This is a genomic window from Christiangramia sabulilitoris (assembly GCF_007050985.1).
GTDB classification, from domain to species: Bacteria; Bacteroidota; Bacteroidia; order Flavobacteriales; family Flavobacteriaceae; genus Christiangramia; species Christiangramia sabulilitoris.
The window spans coordinates 887,655-907,644 of the sequence record NZ_VHSF01000001.1 but is presented as its reverse complement, the minus strand read 5'-3'; the positions used below and the strand labels follow the sequence as shown (position 1 = coordinate 907,644).

Genomic DNA, 19,990 nt, shown 5'->3' with positions numbered 1-19,990 from the left:
TGTTTATAAACGGAAGACATTCAGGAAGTTCGAAACCAGGCGCTGAAAAATATATAACCTGGTATATTTGTCTTTTAGGTATTTGATTTCAAGAAGCTGAAAAAAAGGAAATTCCCCGGTCCTTAAATTTATTTTTCAGACCGGGGATAGGGGTAAATGTTAGATCTTATCTGTGGCAACTTTATAACTAGGATCTTCCATGATATTTACCTCGATAATGGCATCTGCATTCTTTAGCAGTCTTCTGCAGTCATCGCTCAAATGTCTTAAATGTACCTTTTTGCCAACTTTATTGTAGCGCTGGGTAACGGCATTTAAGGCTTCAATTGCAGACATATCTGAAACACGGCTGTCTTTAAAATCGATTATGATCTCCTCAGGGTCGTTAGCCACATCAAATTTTTCAAGAAAGTTCGTGGTAGAGGCAAAGAAAAGCGGACCATATATCTCATAATGCTTTACACCATTTTCATCGATAGATTTTCTGGCTCTGATTCTCTTGGCACTTTCCCAGGCAAAGAACAGGGCAGAAAGGATCACTCCAACCAGAACTGCCAGTGCCAGATTATGCAGTAGGACAGTGATCAAAGCAACCAGGATCACCAGGAAAATATCCTTTTTAGGAACCTTATTAAAGATCTTTAAACTAGCCCATTCAAAAGTACCTATTGCTACCATGATCATTACTCCAACCAAAGCAGCCATTGGTACCTGCTCTATAACCGGTGCCCCGAATAACACTATGACCAGGATTGTCAAAGCTGCAACTATTCCAGACAATCTGGCTCTGGAACCTGCAGATAAGTTTACCAGGGTTTGAGCGATCATGGGACAACCACCCATACCAAAGAAAAATCCGTTAAGAACATTGGCGCCACCTTGCGCAATACATTCTCTATTACCGCTGCCTTTAGTTTCTGTAATTTCATCTACCAGGTTCAGGGTTAGTAAGCCTTCGGTTAGTCCTACTGCTGCCATGATCAACGAATATGGAGCAATAGTTTCCAGGGTTTGCCAGCTTAGATCGATCTGCGGAATATGGAATGGTGGAAAACCTCCACTAACGGAAGCAATGTCTTCTACGGTTTTAGTATCTATTCCAAAGAAGTAAACCAATATAAACACCACAATAATGGCTACTAGGGATGAAGGAACGGCTTTGGTAAGTTTTGGCAGGAGCACAACGATTGCAATAGTCAAAGCTACTAAACCTGCCATGATATATAAGGAAGTTCCGGTTAGCCAGACAATTTCACCATTTACAACTGTCTTAAACTGGTCTAATTGAGACATGAAAATGATAATAGCCAAACCATTTACGAACCCAAACATTACGGGATGAGGTACCAGGCGTATAAATTTTCCCAGCCTGAAAACTCCAATTGCGATCTGTATAACCCCTGCGAGCGCAACCGCAGCAAGAACGTATTCCAGTCCGTTAGATTTCATCAGGGCAATCAATACGATTACCGTAGCACCGGCTCCTCCCGAAATCATTCCTGGTCTTCCGCCAAATATTGCTGTAACCAAACCCATTATAAATGAAGCATATAATCCCATTAATGGAGGGAAACCGGCTAAAATTGCGAAAGAAAGCGACTCAGGAATCATGGTCATGGCCACAGTTAAACCTGCGAGCACTTCCGTTCTATAGTTTACCTGTTGTTTGAAGTCGAATAAGTCCAAAACTTTTTTCATAATGAGGCTATTTCAGCTTGATTTTTAAGAAGCGGCAAAAATAGTCATTAAAAACAGAAGTGCAACCCTTTGTAAATGGAGATTCAGATTATTATTAAATTATGATTTTCAGGAAGTTATATTGATAATCTGTGTAGTTTCTTTGCATAAAATCCTGATTTTCCAAGTTGCTGAGGGTCAATTGTTAGAAATTCGATAAAGATTAGGTAGCAGAATTCAAATGAAATACCTTTGCAAAAAATTTCGTTATGGCGCATAAGGCCGGATTTGTAAATATTATTGGTAATCCCAACGTGGGAAAATCAACTTTAATGAATGCTTTTGTAGGTGAAAGACTTTCGATAATTACCTCTAAAGCTCAAACTACCCGTCACAGGATCTTAGGGATCGTAAATGGGGAGGATTTCCAGGTGATCCTTAGTGATACCCCGGGTATCATTAAACCAGCCTATGAATTGCAGGCATCGATGATGGATTTTGTGAAATCTGCTTTCGAAGATGCCGATGTACTTATATATATAGTAGAAATTGGAGAGCAGGGATTAAAGGATGAAGCATTTTTTAATAAGATAGCTCATTCTGAAGTGCCGGTTCTTTTATTGCTGAATAAGATCGATAAATCTAACCAGGAGCAACTGGAAGAGCAGGTTAAATACTGGTCTGAAAAAGTGCCTACGGCAGAGATCCATCCAATTTCAGCTTTGGAAGGGTTTAATGTTTCTGAAGTTTTCAACAGAATTATAGAATTATTACCGGAGTCTCCGGCATTCTACCCTAAAGATACCCTTACCGATAAGCCGGAGCGCTTCTTTGTGAATGAGATCATCCGGGAAAAGATCCTTATTCATTATAAAAAAGAGATCCCTTATAGTGTCGAGATCGAAACCAGCGAATTTTTTGAAGAAGATGATATCATAAGGATGCGTAGCGTGATCATGGTGGAGCGTGAAACCCAGAAAGGGATCATAATTGGTCATAAAGGTGCAGCACTTAAGAGAGTTGGAGTGGAAGCTAGAAAGGATCTCGAAAAATTCTTCGGAAAACAGGTTCACCTGGAATTATATGTAAAGGTGAACAAAAACTGGCGTAGCGATACGAAACAGCTTAGAAGATTCGGGTACAACGATAAAAAATAAACTTTTCAGGAAAATACAGAGAGTAAGGCTTTAGTGAAAACCATTAATTTTACCCTCTGAAATTAATATATAGTTATGGGCAATATTGTCGCTATTGTGGGTAGACCTAATGTTGGTAAATCGACCTTTTTTAACCGTTTAATTCAACGTCGTGAAGCTATTATCGATTCTGTGAGCGGGGTAACCCGTGACAGGCATTATGGGAAGTCTGACTGGAATGGGAAGAAATTTTCCCTGATAGACACGGGCGGATATGTAAAAGGAAGTGATGATATCTTTGAAGCTGAAATTGACAAGCAGGTAGAACTAGCCATCGATGAAGCAGATGCCATAATATTTATGGTAGATGTGGAAACCGGGGTTACTTCTATGGATGAAGAAGTGGCGAATTTGCTTAGAAAAGTAAATAAACCAGTGCTACTGGCTGTAAATAAAGTTGACAATAATAAGCGACTGGCCAATGCTGTTGAATTCTATTCTTTGGGATTGGGAGAATATTTTCCAATCGCCAGTACTAATGGTAGTGGAACCGGAGACCTCCTGGATGCTTTGATTGAAGCCCTTCCGGAAATCGAAGAGGAAGAAGAATCTGAATTACCGAGATTCGCCGTGGTCGGCAGACCAAATGCTGGTAAATCCTCATTTATAAATGCCCTTATCGGGGAAGATCGCTATATCGTTACAGATATTGCCGGAACTACCCGGGATGCTATAGATACCAGGTATAACCGGTTTGGATTTGAATTCAACCTGGTAGATACTGCCGGGATCAGAAGAAAATCCAAAGTGAAGGAAAATCTTGAATTTTACTCAGTAATGCGATCTGTTCGTGCCATTGAGAATTGTGATGTTTGTCTGGTAGTACTTGATGCTACTCGTGGATTTGACGGACAGGTACAGAATATTTTCTGGCTTGCACAGAGAAATCACAAGGGAATCGTAATCCTGGTAAATAAATGGGATCTGGTAGATAAGGAAACCAATACCATGAAAGAATATGAAACCATGATTCGTCGTGAAATAGAACCATTTACCGATGTACCAATCGTATTTATTTCTGTATTGACCAAGCAAAGGGTTTTCAAGGCAATAGAGACTGCTGTTAAGGTGTTTGAGAACAGAAGTAAAAAGATCAAAACCAGGGAATTCAATGATGTAATGCTCCCTATTATTGAGAAGAATCCGCCACCGGCTTACAAAGGCAAGTTTGTGAAAATCAAATTCTGTATGCAGTTACCAACCCCGCATCCGCAATTTGCATTTTTCTGTAATTTGCCACAATATGTTAGAGATCCTTATAAAAGGTTCCTGGAGAATAAATTAAGACAGGAATTTGATTTTACGGGAGTTCCGATATCGATATTTTTTAGAAAAAAATAAAAGACCGGCTGGTCATAAGTCTGTTAACAAAAAAAACCGGCTTTTCCATTTAATGGAATTGCCGGTTTTTACATTTCAAAAAGGTTTAAATCCATGATAAGTTCTAACGGAAAAAATTTCAAAATGTTTATTTGAAATGTGGATATGCAGCCTGAATAATCAATCTAGGGCAGGAAGATATGTAAGTAATTAAAGACCTATTCTGAAGTCTTTTATCACTTTTTCCTATAGATTTTCCTAATAAAAATTTGCCAACGTTTCATACAGCTAATTTATTGCGTGTTTAACGATTAATTTTGCAATAAGGCTTCTCTTAAGTTATATTTAAGTGGTTGATTATTAACATTTAAAGAAGAAGGCTTATGGAAATTTTTACCGATTTTGTTGACAATTATAACAGATCTCTGCGAGGCCTGAATATCTTTGCTAAAATAGGGGTGACCCTGGCTTTAGTTTTGATTTTACTTGCAGTTATAGGAGCTATTGTGAACGTTATCGTTCATAATGTATAATTTGATTAACATACTTAACTCTTAAATTAACATTTTCTGATCATTTATATGGATCAGATAAATTTTTATTGCATAAAACTAATGTATAAGGAATTTATTATTCCTTCATATTAAAGCCCGGTCATTTTGACCGGGCTTCTTAATTCGTGTTAAATCTCTCCGGTTATCGGTTCTATTCATGATAGCTATTTCGAGGACCTTTTCCACGATATTTCTTGGATTTAAGTAGTCTCTTGTAGTTGCTGCAATAGCTTGATAAGATGTTGTGATTTTTAGGATTAAAACGTTTAAATGAGATACATAGACCTAAAATTAAAAAACCCCGAACTAAAAAGTTCAGGGTTTTAAGGTGGTGCCTCCAGCCCCGAAGCATCGGGGGAACCAGGTCAGGATCTTTCAGCCAATATCTCCGCTAAAATGAGAGGATTATGTATGATTTTTTCAATGAATTTTCTGCTTTTCATTCTTTTTATAAAAAGCTAAAGTTGTTTGGCTTCATTTCTTGTATTTGTTTCGAATATTAATTTTAAAGTCCAGTCATCTGCCGGTTTTGTGAAAGCTTTTTTAAAATGATGGGTATTATGCATTTCTAATCTTGCCTGTAAGTCAGAAGTTTCCCCTGTATAAAATCTATTCAATTTTTGAGAATAAAGTATATATAGATAATGCATAAGCCTAAAATTAAAAAATCCCGAACTAAAAAGTTCAGGGTTTTAAGGTGGTGCCTCCAGCCCCGAAGCATCGGGGGAACCAGGGTCAGGATCTTCCAGCTAAAATCTCCGCTAAAATGAGTGGATTATGTATGATTTTTTCAATGAATTTTCTGCTTTTCATTCTTTTTATAAAAAGCTCAAGGTGTCTGGCTTCATCTCTTGTCCTTGTTTCGAATTTTAATTTTAAAGTCCAGACATCTGCCGGTTTCGTGAAAGCTTTTTTAAAATGATGGGTATTATGCATTTCTAATCTTGCCTGTAAGTCAGAAGTTTCCCCTGTATAAAATCTATTCAATTTTTGAGAATAAAGTATATATAGATAATGCATAGGCCTAAAATTAAAAAACCCCGAACTAAAAGTTCAGGGTTTTAAGGTGGTGCCTCCAGGAATCGAACCAGGGACACAAGGATTTTCAGTCCTTTGCTCTACCAACTGAGCTAAGGCACCAGTTGCTTGTTTAAGCGGTGGCAAATATAATTTCATTTTTAGGAACTCACAAAGGAAATTTTAAAAAAATGCTTTTGTATTTTTGCTTTCCTAAGAAAATCTGGATGAATTTAGTTATTGATGTTGGAAATACCTCTGTGAAGACCGCTGTTTTTCAAAACAATAGATTGCTGGAAAAGCAAAATTTCGAAAAAGAAAAATTTTCAGAGAAGCTTGAAAAAATTCAAAGAAAATATCCCGGAATCGATAATTCGATAGTTTCAAGTGTCTCTTCCGGTGAAAAAGAGATGATCTCAACGATAATAAAAGTATTTCCGGTGATGTTATTAGATCATTTAAGCCCGGTTCCTTTTAAAAATAAATATGCTTCTCCCGAAACTTTAGGTAAGGACAGGATCGCGCTGGTCGCTGCTGCCGTAAATGCCTATCCGGCCAAAAATGTTTTGATCATTGATGCCGGAACCTGTATTACATACGATATAAAAACCGCAAAAGAAGAATATCTGGGAGGTGCGATCTCACCGGGTTTAAATATGAGATTTAAGAGTCTGCACAAGTTTACGTCAAAATTGCCGTTAGTAGATGCGAAGCCGGAAGCCCAATTGATTGGTAATACTACTGAAACCAGTATTCTATCCGGAATTATCAACGGTATAAAAATGGAATTGCAGGGGACTATAGAAGCCTATAGCTCTCAATTTGAAGATTTAACAGTAATTTTTACGGGTGGTGATAGCCAAGTTTTGTCTATACCATTAAAAAATAGCATATTTGCCAACTCAAATTTTTTGTTAGAAGGACTCAATTTCATTCTAGAATTTAACAGGACTCAATGATAAAACGATTTATAGTAATCGTAGCTTTTTTTTCAGCATTCATCGCTGAAGCACAGGAAAACGTTTCTTCGCCTTATTCATATTACGGCATTGGTTTAACGAACTTTAAGGGTACCGTAGAGAACAGATCTATGGGAGGATTAAGTATCTTTGCAGATAGTATACATATTAATATGCAGAATCCTGCAGGATACGGTAGACTGCGTCTAACTAATTACGCCGTTGGAGCCAGTCACGACAGGATTAAGCTGGAGAGTGAAAGTGCCAGTGATAATGCCAAGATCAGTTCCCTGGATTATCTTTCTCTTGCCTTTCCGGTGAGTAAAAAGGTAGGTGTGGGACTGGGTGTTCTTCCTTATACTTCTGTAGGTTACAGGATTCTGGATTCTGAAGAAGGTTCAGCGAGTTTGTTAACCGGTAGGGGTGGAATGAACAAGGTCTTCCTTTCTGTAGGATGGGCAGTGACTAATGATTTGAGCCTTGGAGTTGATGCGAATTATAACTTTGGAAATTTCCAGAATTCGCAAAGTATAAACAGGGCAGAGCTGCAATATGGTACAACTGATGTTAACAGGTCTGATATTAGAGGATTTACCTTTAACTTTGGAGTTAACTATCAGAAAATGCTTAATGAGAGTCTTAAGTTGCACCTGGCTTCTACTTATGCGCCGGCAATGGATCTTGATTCTGAAAATTTCAGAGAGATCTCTACGGTGGATTTTAGCAGTGGGACCGGACGTACAATAGATTTTCGAGAACTTGACCTGTTGGATTCGCAGTTTGAATTTCCTTCTAAAATCAGCATTGGTGCTGGTTTGGGAGAACAAAATAAATGGTTTGTTGGAGCCGAATATGCCAGCATTGGATCTTCGTCATACGAGGATAGTTTTAGATTTAGAGGTGATAATGGGCAATATGATGATGCCTCGCAGTTTTCTATTGGAGGATTTTATATTCCCCAGTATAATTCGTTTTCAAACTATTTAGAACGAGTAGTTTACAGGGCTGGGTTCAGGTATGATGAGACAGGGCTAATGGTGAATGACGAGTCTATTGATGAGTTTGGCATATCTTTTGGATTAGGTTTGCCAGTAGGATCAAATTTCTCCAACATTAATTTGGGAATCGAGCTTGGACAAAGAGGTACCAAGGATTCAGGATTAATTCAGGAGAACTTTTTAAGACTGTCAGTTGGACTTTCTTTAAACGATAAATGGTTCACGAAGAGAAAATTTAATTAACCACTACAATAAAACAACGAAATGAAAAAGAGATTTCTAGCACTAATGACAATTGCTTTGTCTGGTTTAGGGTCTGTAAGTGCACAATCTGGTGATTGCGCTACTATGGCGGCTTTGGCTTATGATGATGCAAAAGCGAAAAATTACGACGCGGCTTATCCTGCTTTAATGAAAGTAAAAGAGGAGTGCCCAAAATATAGCCTTGCAACCTATCAATACCTTGAAAGAGCTTTAGAGCATAAGATTGATAAAGCTGAACAGGGCGATAAGAAAGAATTAGTGGAGGAGCTAATATCAGTTTGGGAAACCAGGCTGGAGCTTTATCCAACTAAAACTTCCAAGGGGAAGATCTATTCAGATATAGCTTTATTAAAGTTCGACAACAAAATTGGAGATAAGGAAGACCAGTACATGGCTTTCGATAAGGCTTATACTGAGGATAAAGATAACTTTAAGAGCCCGAAAGGTCTTTATGCATATTTTGACCTGATGGTTGAGATGCAGGATGAAGGAGAAAAGTCTCTTCAGGATGTTTTTGAAAACTATGACCGTGTTTTCGCTAAGATCGAAGAAGAAGAGAACGAAGCTGCAGAGAACCTTGCGCCTCTTTTAAAGAAGCAGGAAGAGGGTGCAAGCCTTACTTCAAAGGAGCAAAAGCAGATACAGTATGCGGAGATCAACCTTGCTAACTATAGTAAAGTTAAAGAAGCGATCAACGCCAAGCTTGGAGCCAGAGCAGATTGTGATAACCTGGTACCGCTTTATAAAAAAGATTTTGACAGCAAACAAGCAGATGTAAACTGGTTGAAAAATGTTAATGCAAGACTTTCTGCTAAAGATTGTACTGAAGATCCTCTGTTTATCCAGGTATCTGAAGCTTTACACAAATTACAGCCTTCTGCAAAGTCTGCTTATTCTTTAGGACAGTTAGCTGAATCTGAAGGAAACAGAAATAAAGCGCTGGAATATTATAATGAAGCTGCTGAATTGGAGACCAACAAATCTGATAAAGCGAAGATCTATTATAGAATTGCTAATAACTACAAGGAAAAAGGTAGTTTTGGCCAGGCGAGAACTTTTTACAATAAAGCGCTTCAGGCTAAACCATCACTAGGTAGTGCATATCTTCAAATCGCCAGCATGTATGCTCAGAGTGCGAACAATTGTGGAGAAGATGCATTCAGCAAAAGAGCAGTATACTGGTTAGCTGCAGACTATGCTTCCAGAGCTGCGAGAGTAGATCCTTCGATCTCTGGTAATGCAAATCAGGCTGCTGCTGCCTATAAGGGTAGAGCGCCACAGAAATCTGACGTATTCCAGTCTAGTAAAAACGCTGGTGACGCTATTTCTATAGGATGCTGGATCGGAGAGACCGTTCGTATCCCGAACCTTTAAGATGAAATTTACATATAGTAATATTATTAATGGCATTGTCACGCTTCTTGGCGTGACAATGCTTTTTTCATGCGAGGGTAACCTGAGGGAGGTAAGGGCTTTTAGTCTTGAAGAAGATGCTCCTCAGGCTATTGCTGAAGGTATTAACCTGAAATTTACAGATTCAGGCAGATTGGTGGCCACTCTTAAAAGTCCTAAAATGCTGGACTTTACCAATAAATCATTTCCTTACCGTGAATTTCCACAGGGCGTTGAAGTCGAGTTTTTTGACGAACAGAATCAAAAGAATACGGTAAATGCGGATTATGGGATCGTGTATGAAAAGACCCAGCTTATAGATCTGCAGGGAAATGTAGTGATCCTTACTGCAGATAGTACCAGGCTTGAAGCCAGCCAGATATTCTGGGATCAGGATCGCAGCTGGATCTTTACAGATAAACCAAATACCATTAGATTTCCTGATGGTTCCTATACCGAAGACCTGGGTTTTGATTCTAATCAGGATTTCAGTAATTTTCGATCAAGAACCAACAAGGGGATACAAATCATAGAAGAAGAGGATAATGAATAAATTTTTTAGATATTTTGAATACGCCTATTTGTTCTTTGCGGCTTTCTTTCTTTTCGAAGCTGTAAGAATATGGAGTACAGAAAGGAACCGGGCCTATTTATTCCTTTTCTTTGTAGCCATAGCTATCTTTATGTTCTTCTTTAAAAGGCGTTTTCGGCGTAAATACGAAGATCGTAACAAATAACCTGAATGGAGGTTGATATACTTATTATTGTTTGTTCTCTTTTGCTTTCTGCATTTTTCTCAGGGATGGAGATCGCCTATGTTTCTTCCAATAAAATATTTATTGAAATTGAAAAAAGGCAGAACGACTTTCTGGCTACCGTCTTAAAACGGCTTACCAAAAAACCATCCAAATTTATTGCCACGATGCTCGTGGGGAACAATATAGCCCTGGTGGTGTATGGTTTTTTTATGGGAGACCTGCTCATGGCCTGGCTCGGCGGAATAGAATCTGATAGTGGCTTTGTTAACTATGTGATCAATGATCTTAGCCTGTTAACTCAAACTATTATTTCCACGCTTATCATACTGCTTACGGCAGAATTTCTTCCGAAGGTCATATTTCAGATCTACGCCAATACCATGCTGAAATTCTTTGCGGTGCCGGCGTATATTTTTTACCTGATCTTTAGTTTTGTTTCTTCATTTGTGATCTGGATCTCAGATATCATCCTGAAGCGATTCTTCAAAACCGACGGTGATGAAGTTCAGCTTGCCTTCAGTAAGGTGGAATTAGGCAATTTCATCAGCGAACAAATGGAAACCGTGGAAGAGCATGAAGATGTGGATAGTGAGATACAGATCTTTCAGAATGCACTTTCCTTTTCAGACATTAAAGCGAGGGAGGTAATGATTCCAAGAACAGAGATTATTGCGGTAGATCAGAATCAGCATCCAAACGACCTTATCGATACTTTTACAGAAACCGGCTTGTCAAAACTGCTTGTTTACAATGAAACTATAGACGATATCATTGGCTATGTGCATTCTTTTGAGTTGTTCAAAAGGCCAAAATCAATAAAATCAATTCTTCTTCCGGTAATTTTCGTTCCGGAAACCATGTGGATCAAGGATGTTCTCAATATTCTCATCAAAAAGCGTAAAAGTATTGCGGTAGTGATAGACGAGTATGGTGGTACCAGTGGAATGATGACCGTAGAGGATATTGTAGAAGAACTTTTTGGTGAGATTGAAGATGAACACGATTCTGCAGTTCTTATAGAGGAGAAAATTGATGAAGGACATTTCCGTTTCTCAGCGAGATTAGAGGTAGATTATCTCAATGAGACCTATAGAATAGATATTCCCGAGGGTGAAAACTATGAAACTCTCAGTGGTTTTGTAGTAAATCATACCGAAGAAATTCCGCAGGCGGGAGAGGTTATAAAAATTGATGGTTTTGAAATAAAAATCATTGAAACTTCCAATACCAAAATCGAATTGGTAGAACTAAAAATCGATCCTGAGGCTTAAAGTTTTAAAGTTAAGAATTTGCTAATTTTTAATTTTATTATTAGGGTAAAAACCTTATTTTCGCCCCCTATATTTTGACAAATAATACATTCAAATGGCAGTATTAAACAAAATCAGACAAAGGTCTGTTTTCTTAATTATCATCATTGCACTGGCTTTATTTTCTTTCGTTTTAGCCGATGTGATCAGAAATGGAGGCTTAAGCTCTCAAAATTCTCAAAATGTGATCGCCACCGTTAACGGTGAGGAAATCAGCAGAGAGGAATTCGCTCGTGAAGTGGAGGCATTTGAAAGAAATATGGGTAGAAATATTAGTACTACCCAGGCAGTGAACCGTATTTGGGACCAGAAATTACGTGAAGTAATCCTGGAAGAGCAGGTAGAAGAGTTGGGGATAAGAGCCGGAGAAGGACAGATAACCAGTCTTGTGCGTTCTCAAATGGCGGGGAATCCAAATTTCACTAATGAAGCCGGAATGTTCGATGAAAATCGATTAAGAGAATATGTTGCTAACCTAAAGGAGACTTCACCACAGGCTTACGAGCAGTGGCAGCAGTTTACTTCTAATCTTGCCAATACTGCAAGGTTAAATACTTATTACAACATGGTAAGTGCAGGGGTTGGAGCCACCCTTTTAGAAGGTGAGCAGGCTTACAGACTTCAGAACGATAATATCAACATGAAGTATGTTCAAATCCCTTATTCTTCAATTCCAGATTCTGAAGTTGAGGTGACCAAGGCAGAGATCAAATCTTATATTGAAAGTCATCCGGCACGTTTCAAAACTGAAGCTGCAAGAAGTCTTCAATATGTGATTTTTGAAGAGAATGCTTCTTCAGAGGATAAGTCTGAAGCTAAAGAAGCAATTACCGCTTTAAGAGCAGAGCGTGTGGAATATAACGCTGCGATTGGTGCGAATGATACTTTACCTGGATTTGACAATACTGAGGATTATTCTGATTTTATCAGTAACAATTCAGATCTGCCATATGAGAACAGATTCAAGTTTAGAAATGACTTTACAGGTGAAAATGCAGAGGCGATCTTTAACCTGAATGAAGGCGAAACTTTTGGTCCTTACGAAGAAAATGGATACTGGAAATTAAGTAAGGTTGTGGAAACTAAAACAATTCCAGATTCTGTTAAGGCTAGTCATATTCTTATCTCATTTGAGGGTACTCAGCTGGGTGCAGGTTCTGGAAGAGATAAAGAAGAAGCAAAGCAGCTTGCAGATAGTATTGCAAGTGTCGCCAGAAACAATGCAGATAAGTTTGCAGAGCTCGCTTCAGAGTTTTCTGCAGATACTTCTAATAAAGAACAGGGTGGAGATCTTGGATACTTTACTCCGGGTATGATGATACCAGCTTTTGAAAATTATGTTTTTGATAACTCAACAGGCGATATCGGGGTTGTGGAAACTCCACTTGGATACCATGTTATCTCCATAGATGATCAAACTGATGCGGCCAGAGCAGTTAAGGTTGCTACTATCGCCAGGGAGATCGAGGCTTCAGAAAAGACCATGAACGATCTTTTCAACGAAGTGACCAAGTTCGAGATTAATGCTTCTGAAGGTGACTTTACAGAAGTAGCTAAAAAAGAGAACTACGAGGTTAAAACTGTAAAAGACGTAAAGGCTTTGGAAGAGAATATTCCTGGTGCAGGTGCTCAGAGAAGAGTGGTGCAATGGGCTTTCGAAGAGGATGCAGAAGTTGGGGATGTTAGAAGATTCGAAACTACCACAGGATATATTGTTGCTCAGTTAACTTCTAAAAAGGATAAGGGATTAATGAGTGTGGAGGAAGCTTCATCTGTTGTTACGCCTATCCTTAAGAAAAAGAAGAAAGCTGAGATCATTAAGAACAGGATCAAAGGGAATACCTTGCAGGAAATCGCAGGGAACCAGGGTGTAAGTGTTCAAACGGCAGATGCGGTAAACCTTAGTAGTCCTACCTTGGCTGGTGCTGGTGAAGAGCCGGAAGTAGTTGGAGCTGTTTTCTCATTGGAGCCTGGTAAATTAACAGAGCCTGTTGCAGGTGAAAAAGGAGTTTATATAGCTGAATTAGTAAGTAAATTCGAAGCTCCGGCTATGGATTCTTACAAAGGCTTTGCTCAGCAGGAAAGTGCAGCTCGTAGAGCACAGGCAGGATCCAGAGTATTTGAAGCTTTAAAGAAAAAGGCTGAGATCGAAGATAACAGATCAAGATTCTACTAGGATCAGGATCTTAAGGATATAAAAAAACCTCACCAAACGGTGAGGTTTTTTTTATTTGATTAGGTCAGAATATTCGAAGAGGATAGTGTAGCCTTTCTTTTTAAAGTATTGCTTTTCTGCTTTTCTGCCAGTAGCCAGGATAAAATCGCCGCCCCAGCCACCGAGGCTTTTTATTAGTCCTGGATAATCCGGAAATAGCTCCGTTTTGATCCTGGGTAAATTAATTGCTTTAGAAATAAGAGTCTCGTGAGCTTTCATGAGCATTCGGAATTCTTCCAGGTGTTCAGCAGTAATGATCTGCTCTGTGATCCCCGAAATTTTTTCAATCAGGCCGGCAATATTAACTTTAGGCTGATTTCTGTAATGCGCAATAGCTTCCCGGCTGTTTTGTTTTCGGTTTAGGTAAACGAAGAAGATGTCATCTTTGAATGGTGGATCAAAATCTGTAGTATAAGCTGCGGGGCCATTACTGGTGATCTGGTAACTTATGGGATAATCACTGCCTGCAGCAGCTATATCATAACCACTCCCGCCAAAACTCTCTTTAAGCAATTTGTACGGATCTATTTCCAGCCATTGTGCCAGGTTGTTCACCAGCGTAGAGGAGGTTCCAAGCCCCCATTTACGATTAAAATCAAGCTTAGTAGTAATCTTATATCCCTTTCCTAAAAAGGCCTTAGGATTTAACTCCATCACGGAATTAAACAGCTGTTGTAGTCGTTTTTCCGTCTCTTGGTCCTCCGGCTTTTTTGAGCTTCCAATTGGCTGAAAATTATTTTCTATCCTGAATTCACTCTCGAACCAAATTTGGCCGTTCTCATCTAAGCTTGTCCAGGCTATAAACCCTTTTTCCCCGTTAGTAATTTGCATGCTTTGGCCAAATTTTGTGGGAAGGGCAAGTGATTTAGCTCCGTTTAGAACAGCATATTCACCGGTGATCAAGAGTTTTCCGTTACTTCTGAATTCCTGCATTATGATCGTAAATTTTCCAACTGTTCGATAACACTGCTATGGGTAATGGTATGATGGGTGAAAAATTCCACCAGCTCTTCTTTCTCTTGGTCTGTGGCTTGATTTTGATTAAGGATGTTCATAAGGTGCATTTTCATATGCCCCTGCTGAATCCCGGTAGTAGTTAAAGATCTTAATGCCGCAAAATTTTGTGCGAGGCCTGCCACAGCAGTTATTTTCATTAAATCATTTGCTGAAGGGCGTTGTAAAATATCCAAAGCCAGCTTCACCAGAGGATGCAGGCTGGTTAGTCCACCCACAGTTCCCAGTGCCAGAGGAATTTCCATCCAGAACTTAAAGATGCCATTTTCGATTTCTGCATGGGTGAGACTTGTATACCTGCCATTTCTCGATGCATAGGCATGTACACCTGCCTCTACCGCTCTAAAATCATTGCCAGTTGCCAGGACTACCGCGTCGATACCGTTCATTACACCTTTATTGTGAGTTACTGCACGGTAGGGCTCGATCTCAGCTATTTTGACGGCCTGAATGAATTTTTCAGCAAATTCCTGACCGGTCATATCTTCATTTTCTGAAAGATCTTCCACGGGGCAGGAGACCTCGGCTCTTACAATACATTCTGGCACATAGTTAGACAGGATGCTCATAATAACGTTAAGCTCTTTCTCTTTTGCGGTAAATTCGGGATTTTGCTGAGCTTCCTCCTGCAACACTTCTGCAAATTTTTCCAGACAGGAATTAATGAAATTTGCGCCCATAGAATCACGGGTGTCAAAATTTACGAATAACTGGTAGTAGTTGTCCAGTTCACTTGTCTTATCGATCAGGTTAATATCGAGAATACCGCCACCTCTTTTCTCCATATTGCGGGTAATAGGCTTAACAGCTTCCCGGAGTTTCGGCTTAATTTTTGTAATTAGTTTGTCGAGCCTGGAAAACTCTCCCTGAAAAAGAAAGTGAACCTGTCCTATCTTTTTGGTATTAAGTACGCTGGCTTTAAAGCCACCTCTTTCATCCCAGAATTTAGCTGCTTTGCTGGCAGCGGCAACTACAGAGCTTTCTTCAATGGCCATTGGCAAAACATAATATTTGCCATTTATCCGGAAATTCGGGGCCAGGCCAAGTGGTAAGTAAAAATTACTAACGGTATTTTCTATGAATTCATCGTGCAGTTTTTGCAGTTCATCATTGGTATTCCAATACTGTTTTAAGACTGAAATTGCTGAATCATCGTTATTCAGGTAATTTTTGGCCAGCCAGTTTATTTTTTCGGATTTGTCAAGTTTTGAAAATCCGTGTATGGGCTTTGTCATTATTTAGGTATTTCAGGTGCTCAAAGATACAAAGCTAAAGTTTTATAAGCTCAGAAATTAGTCGGGATGAAGCATTTATAGCCTGACAATTCTTAACATATTCTTATTATTTATCAACCTCGCATGCTCATTTTTTCACTAAATTTTAGTAAACTTGGCCTGCATTAAATTTTACGTAATTTATATGAAGTTCCCCAATATCCTGCTTGCCTTTATCCTGGCCGCAACATCTGTCTTAAGTGCACAGAAAAAAGAAGTAAGTCTCGAAGAAATATGGACCGGTACTTTTCAGGAAAATCGCTTACAATCACTGCAATCTTTAAATAATGGTGAAGAATACGTGGTGCTTAACCGCGATCGCCAGGCCGGTACTAGCAGCATTGAAGTATTTAGTTACAAAACCGGAAAAAAGACCAGGACCTTACTTAGCAGCTCAGAGCTGAAGGGTATCAATGCATTTTCTGATTTCAAATTCAGTGAAGATGAAACTAAGATCTTGCTATCTACAGAAGTAGAGCCTATCTACAGAAGGTCGTCACGGGAGATTTTTTATGTTTATGATTTAAGGTCGAAAGAACTTAAAAAAGTAAGTGATGATAAAATCCAGGAGGCTTCTTTCTCACCAGATGCCAGCAAGGTTGCCTATGTGTATAACAATAATATCTATTTTTTGAACCTTAAGAACGGTGAAAGAACCCAGGTGACGAAAGATGGTGAAACAAATAAGATAATTAATGGAGTTACAGACTGGGTTTATGAAGAAGAGTTTTCTTTCGTAAAAGCATTTGCCTGGAATCCTACAGGTGAAAAAATCGCTTTCTTAAGATTCGATGAGACCGAGGTGCCCGAATTTTCCATGGATCTTTACGGCAAAGGTCTGTACCCAACACAGGAAGTTTTTAAATACCCAAAAGCAGGGGAAGCGAACTCTAAAGTAAGTTTGCATATCTATGATCTGGAGCAGCAATCTTCAGAAGAAATAGACCTTGGTGCAAAATATGATTCCGCAGACAATGCTGGAGAAATGGACCCGGAGGCTATAGGTGATTTTTATATTCCCAGGATCAAATGGACTAAAGATCCAATGCTGCTAAGCGTGCAGAGAATGAACAGGCCTCAGAATAACCTTGATCTTATCTTTGTGAATGCTGAAGATAATGTTGCTGAAGTGATCCTCAATGAAACTGATAAGGCTTATATAGATATTACCGATAACCTTACCTTTTTAAAGGATAACAGTTTTATCTGGACCAGCGAAAAGGATGGTTATAACCACATCTATCACTATGCTGAGAATGGGAAACTAAAGAACCAGGTAACTTCTGGTAAATGGGAGGTAACCAATTACTACGGCTACGATTCAAAATCTGATAGGATTTACTACCAGAGCACAGAAAATGGAAGTGTGAACCGTGATGTCTATTCCATTAAGCCAAATGGGAAAGATAAAAAAAGGCTTACCACGGGCACCGGGATGAATTCTCCTTCCTTTAGTGCAGATTTCACCTATTTCATTAACTCTTTTACCAATGTAGATACACCTCATGTCTATACCCTGCACAGGTCCAAGTATGGTAAACTTGTTCGTGAGATCCTTAATAATAATGAACTTATTGAAAAGGTAAGCGCTTATGAGTTTTCACCAAAAGAGCTTTCTACGATAAATATCAACGGGAATGATCTTAATATGTGGACCATCAAACCTTCAGATTTTGATGAATCCAAAGAATATCCTATGCTGATGTTTCAGTATTCGGGACCTGGTTCACAATCTGTGTCAAATTCCTATTTCAGCACGAATGATTATTGGTATCAGCTTCTTGCAGATAAAGGATATATCGTTGTTTGTGTAGATGGCCGGGGGACAGGTTTTAAAGGAGCAGATTTTAAGAAGGTAACCTATAAGGAACTTGGTAAATATGAAGTTGAAGACCAGATTGCGGCAGCCAGGCTATTAGGCGAAAGAAGCTATATCGATGCAGATCGAATTGGGATCTGGGGTTGGAGCTACGGTGGTTTTATGTCTTCTAATGCTATTTTAAAAGGTAATGATGTTTTCTCTATGGCAATCGCGGTGGCTCCGGTAACGAGCTGGAGATTCTATGACACTGTATATACCGAAAGATATATGAGAACGCCGCAGGAGAATGCTTCGGGATATGATGAGAATTCACCCTTAAATCATGTGGAAAAACTTAAAGGTGATTACCTTATTATTCATGGGGGCGGTGATGATAATGTGCATGTTCAAAATACAATGAGAATGGTAGAGGAGCTTATACAGGCGAACAAGCAGTTTGACTGGGCGATCTATCCAGATAAAAATCATGGAATTTATGGAGGCAATACCAGATTGCACCTGTATAATATGATGACCGACTTTATACTTGAAAAACTTTAATTAAAATAGATAAAAATGGAATTAAAATTCGGAGGATCTGAATATAATCAAAGAACGGTTCTGGGGCATCCCTCAGGACTTTTTGTATTGTTCTTTACTGAGATGTGGGAGCGTTTTTCCTATTATGGAATGCGTGCATTATTAGTACTATTTTTAACCGCTTCCTTAATGGACGAAGGCGGTTGGGGATGGCCCCGGGAAGATGCATTGGTTTTATATGGATGGTACACCGGATTGGTTTATATCACCCCTATTTTTGGAGGCCTTATAGCCGATAAAGTGTTAGGTTATAGAAATGCCGTGGTTTGGGGAGCTTTATTAATGACCCTGGGTCATGCTTCCATGGCTTTAGAAGGCTTTACCAATATATTCTTCTATATGGGATTACTATTATTGATCCTTGGGAATGGCTTATTTAAACCGAATATTTCATCGATTGTAGGACAGCTTTATAAGACCAACGGGAAAGAAAAGGATGCTGGTTATACCATTTTCTACATGGGGATCAACGCCGGGGCATTCTTAGGAATTCTTCTTTGTGGATATATAGGAGAAAAAGTAGGTTGGCATTATGGATTCGGATTAGCCGGGATCTTTATGTTTCTTGGAATGCTTCAATTTTACTTTGGACAAAAACTTTTTGGAGAAATTGGATTGAACCCGAAAGAAGCTGAAGCTTTTAAACACGGTATAGCTACTGGTGATGAGAAAATAGAGAATAAGGAAGAGGAGGTAACTCCAGAAGTTCAAAAAGACAGACTGGTTGTAATTGGGTTTTTTGCCTTTTTTACGATTTTCTTCTGGTGGGCCTTTGAGCAGGCTGGTGGTTCTATGACCATTTTTGCTGCAGATTATACAGATAGGGTATTGGTGGGGAATGAAGCGATGACCTTCAAAATCATAAATACCATCATAACCGTGGTTCCTATGTTAGTAATCACCTGGGTATTGATTATGCTGTTCAAAAATATCTTCAGTGCTTATGCAAAATCCAATATTTTTCTTGGTCTAAGTTTTGTGTTGATCTGGGGTATAGTGATCTGGATGCTATATCGTGAGTTTTTAGCAGATGCTACAGAAGTTCCGGCTTCCTGGTTCTCGGTTTTAAATTCATTATTCATTATTCTGTTCGCTCCTATATTTTCTAAAATATGGCAGAGTAAATTTAATCCCTCAGGTCCTGTGAAATTTGCAATTGGCCTGGCTTTACTAGGAATAGGTTTTGGAGCATTGGCATACGGAGCTTATGGAATTCCTCAGGGAGCGAAAACAGCCTCTGTAAGTATGATATGGCTGGTTTTTGCCTATTTATTCCATACCCTGGGAGAATTATGCGTGAGCCCGGTTGGATTATCTTACATAAGTAAACTTTCACCTACACGTCTTGTAGGTTTAATGTTTGGAGTTTGGTTTATGGCGAATTTTGTAGCCAACTTACTTGCAGGTGTTACGGGTAGTTATATAGATACCATTACCCAGAACTACTCCATGACCACTTTCTTCTTAATATTCACCCTTGTTCCAATTGGTGCTGCATTTATAATGCTGATATTAAGCAGGATGCTGGTTAAGAAGATGCACGGTATTACTTAAATTGAACTATATATTATTCAATTAAATTTATACTTAAAACGTTCCTAATATTTTAGGAACGTTTTTTGTTTTAAACGGTTTTCGCTA

The 19,990-nt window shown here is 38.9% G+C and carries 17 protein-coding genes and 1 tRNA gene; 12 read left to right on the top strand and 6 right to left on the bottom strand.

Annotation, left to right across the window (positions count from 1 at the left end):
* Positions 1-159 precede the first annotated feature (159 nt).
* Positions 160-1,698, bottom strand: a complete 1,539-nt coding sequence (locus tag FGM01_RS04195; RefSeq protein WP_143409875.1) for a SulP family inorganic anion transporter — start codon at positions 1,696-1,698, stop codon at positions 160-162.
* A 248-nt stretch (positions 1,699-1,946) separates the two neighbouring features.
* Here FGM01_RS04195 and era point away from each other — a divergent pair, with 248 nt between their 5' ends.
* From era to FGM01_RS14510, 3 genes are all read left to right on the top strand, one after another.
* On the top strand, positions 1,947-2,834 hold the full coding sequence (gene era / locus FGM01_RS04190) for a GTPase Era (RefSeq protein WP_143409874.1): 888 nt from the start codon (positions 1,947-1,949) through the stop codon (positions 2,832-2,834).
* A 75-nt stretch (positions 2,835-2,909) separates the two neighbouring features.
* Positions 2,910-4,214 carry a ribosome biogenesis GTPase Der gene (gene der / locus FGM01_RS04185; protein ID WP_143409873.1) on the top strand — a complete coding sequence of 435 codons (1,305 nt, stop codon included), beginning with the start codon at positions 2,910-2,912 and terminating at the stop codon, positions 4,212-4,214.
* Positions 4,215-4,576: 362 nt separating this feature from the next.
* Positions 4,577-4,726 (top strand): hypothetical protein, encoded by a 150-nt coding sequence (locus tag FGM01_RS14510; protein ID WP_166435186.1) that lies wholly within the window; start codon positions 4,577-4,579, stop codon positions 4,724-4,726.
* A gap of 479 nt (positions 4,727-5,205) precedes the next feature.
* Here FGM01_RS14510 and FGM01_RS04180 read toward each other — a convergent pair whose 3' ends face one another.
* From FGM01_RS04180 to FGM01_RS04170, 3 genes are all read right to left on the bottom strand, one after another.
* Positions 5,206-5,397, bottom strand: a complete 192-nt coding sequence (locus FGM01_RS04180; protein ID WP_143409872.1) for a GIY-YIG nuclease family protein — start codon at positions 5,395-5,397, stop codon at positions 5,206-5,208.
* Positions 5,398-5,482: 85 nt separating this feature from the next.
* Positions 5,483-5,767: a GIY-YIG nuclease family protein gene (locus FGM01_RS04175; RefSeq protein WP_143409871.1), complete on the bottom strand. Its 285-nt coding sequence runs from the start codon at positions 5,765-5,767 to the stop codon at positions 5,483-5,485.
* 47 nt (positions 5,768-5,814) lie between these two features.
* A tRNA-Phe gene (locus FGM01_RS04170) sits at positions 5,815-5,887 on the bottom strand.
* 104 nt (positions 5,888-5,991) lie between these two features.
* On the opposite strand from FGM01_RS04170, the gene FGM01_RS04165 reads away from it, so the two are divergent.
* The 7 genes from FGM01_RS04165 (at position 5,992) to FGM01_RS04135 (ending at position 13,621) form a co-directional block, all read left to right on the top strand.
* The gene (locus FGM01_RS04165) at positions 5,992-6,723 is read left to right on the top strand and encodes a type III pantothenate kinase (protein WP_143409870.1); all 732 of its coding nucleotides are present in this window, start codon (positions 5,992-5,994) and stop codon (positions 6,721-6,723) included.
* The gene (bamG, locus tag FGM01_RS04160; RefSeq protein ID WP_143409869.1) at positions 6,720-7,964 is read left to right on the top strand and encodes a BamG family beta-barrel-assembly machinery protein; all 1,245 of its coding nucleotides are present in this window, start codon (positions 6,720-6,722) and stop codon (positions 7,962-7,964) included. The genes FGM01_RS04165 and bamG overlap by 4 nt, the downstream gene beginning before the upstream one ends.
* Before the next feature lie 21 nt (positions 7,965-7,985).
* A complete protein-coding gene (locus tag FGM01_RS04155) occupies positions 7,986-9,359 on the top strand; it encodes a hypothetical protein (RefSeq protein WP_143409868.1) in 1,374 nt (457 codons plus the stop codon).
* 1 nt (position 9,360) lies between these two features.
* Positions 9,361-9,930, top strand: coding sequence for an LPS export ABC transporter periplasmic protein LptC (lptC, locus tag FGM01_RS04150; RefSeq protein WP_143409867.1), 570 nt, complete (start codon positions 9,361-9,363; stop codon positions 9,928-9,930).
* The gene (locus FGM01_RS04145) at positions 9,923-10,114 is read left to right on the top strand and encodes a hypothetical protein (protein WP_143409866.1); all 192 of its coding nucleotides are present in this window, start codon (positions 9,923-9,925) and stop codon (positions 10,112-10,114) included. The genes lptC and FGM01_RS04145 overlap by 8 nt, the downstream gene beginning before the upstream one ends.
* A 5-nt stretch (positions 10,115-10,119) precedes the next feature.
* Positions 10,120-11,406 (top strand): hemolysin family protein, encoded by a 1,287-nt coding sequence (locus tag FGM01_RS04140; protein ID WP_143409865.1) that lies wholly within the window; start codon positions 10,120-10,122, stop codon positions 11,404-11,406.
* Positions 11,407-11,500: 94 nt separating this feature from the next.
* The gene (locus FGM01_RS04135) at positions 11,501-13,621 is read left to right on the top strand and encodes a peptidylprolyl isomerase (RefSeq protein ID WP_143409864.1); all 2,121 of its coding nucleotides are present in this window, start codon (positions 11,501-11,503) and stop codon (positions 13,619-13,621) included.
* A gap of 51 nt (positions 13,622-13,672) precedes the next feature.
* On the opposite strand, the gene FGM01_RS04130 is transcribed toward FGM01_RS04135, so the two are convergent.
* Both FGM01_RS04130 and FGM01_RS04125 read right to left on the bottom strand, forming a co-directional pair.
* Positions 13,673-14,593 (bottom strand): GYDIA family GHMP kinase, encoded by a 921-nt coding sequence (locus tag FGM01_RS04130; protein ID WP_143409863.1) that lies wholly within the window; start codon positions 14,591-14,593, stop codon positions 13,673-13,675.
* Positions 14,593-15,909, bottom strand: a complete 1,317-nt coding sequence (locus tag FGM01_RS04125) for a hydroxymethylglutaryl-CoA reductase, degradative (RefSeq protein WP_143409862.1) — start codon at positions 15,907-15,909, stop codon at positions 14,593-14,595. The genes FGM01_RS04130 and FGM01_RS04125 overlap by 1 nt, the downstream gene beginning before the upstream one ends.
* A 184-nt stretch (positions 15,910-16,093) precedes the next feature.
* On the opposite strand from FGM01_RS04125, the gene FGM01_RS04120 reads away from it, so the two are divergent.
* Both FGM01_RS04120 and FGM01_RS04115 read left to right on the top strand, forming a co-directional pair.
* Positions 16,094-18,310: a S9 family peptidase gene (locus FGM01_RS04120; protein WP_143409861.1), complete on the top strand. Its 2,217-nt coding sequence runs from the start codon at positions 16,094-16,096 to the stop codon at positions 18,308-18,310.
* 15 nt (positions 18,311-18,325) lie between these two features.
* Positions 18,326-19,903 carry a peptide MFS transporter gene (locus FGM01_RS04115; protein ID WP_143409860.1) on the top strand — a complete coding sequence of 526 codons (1,578 nt, stop codon included), beginning with the start codon at positions 18,326-18,328 and terminating at the stop codon, positions 19,901-19,903.
* Positions 19,904-19,990 lie beyond the last annotated feature (87 nt).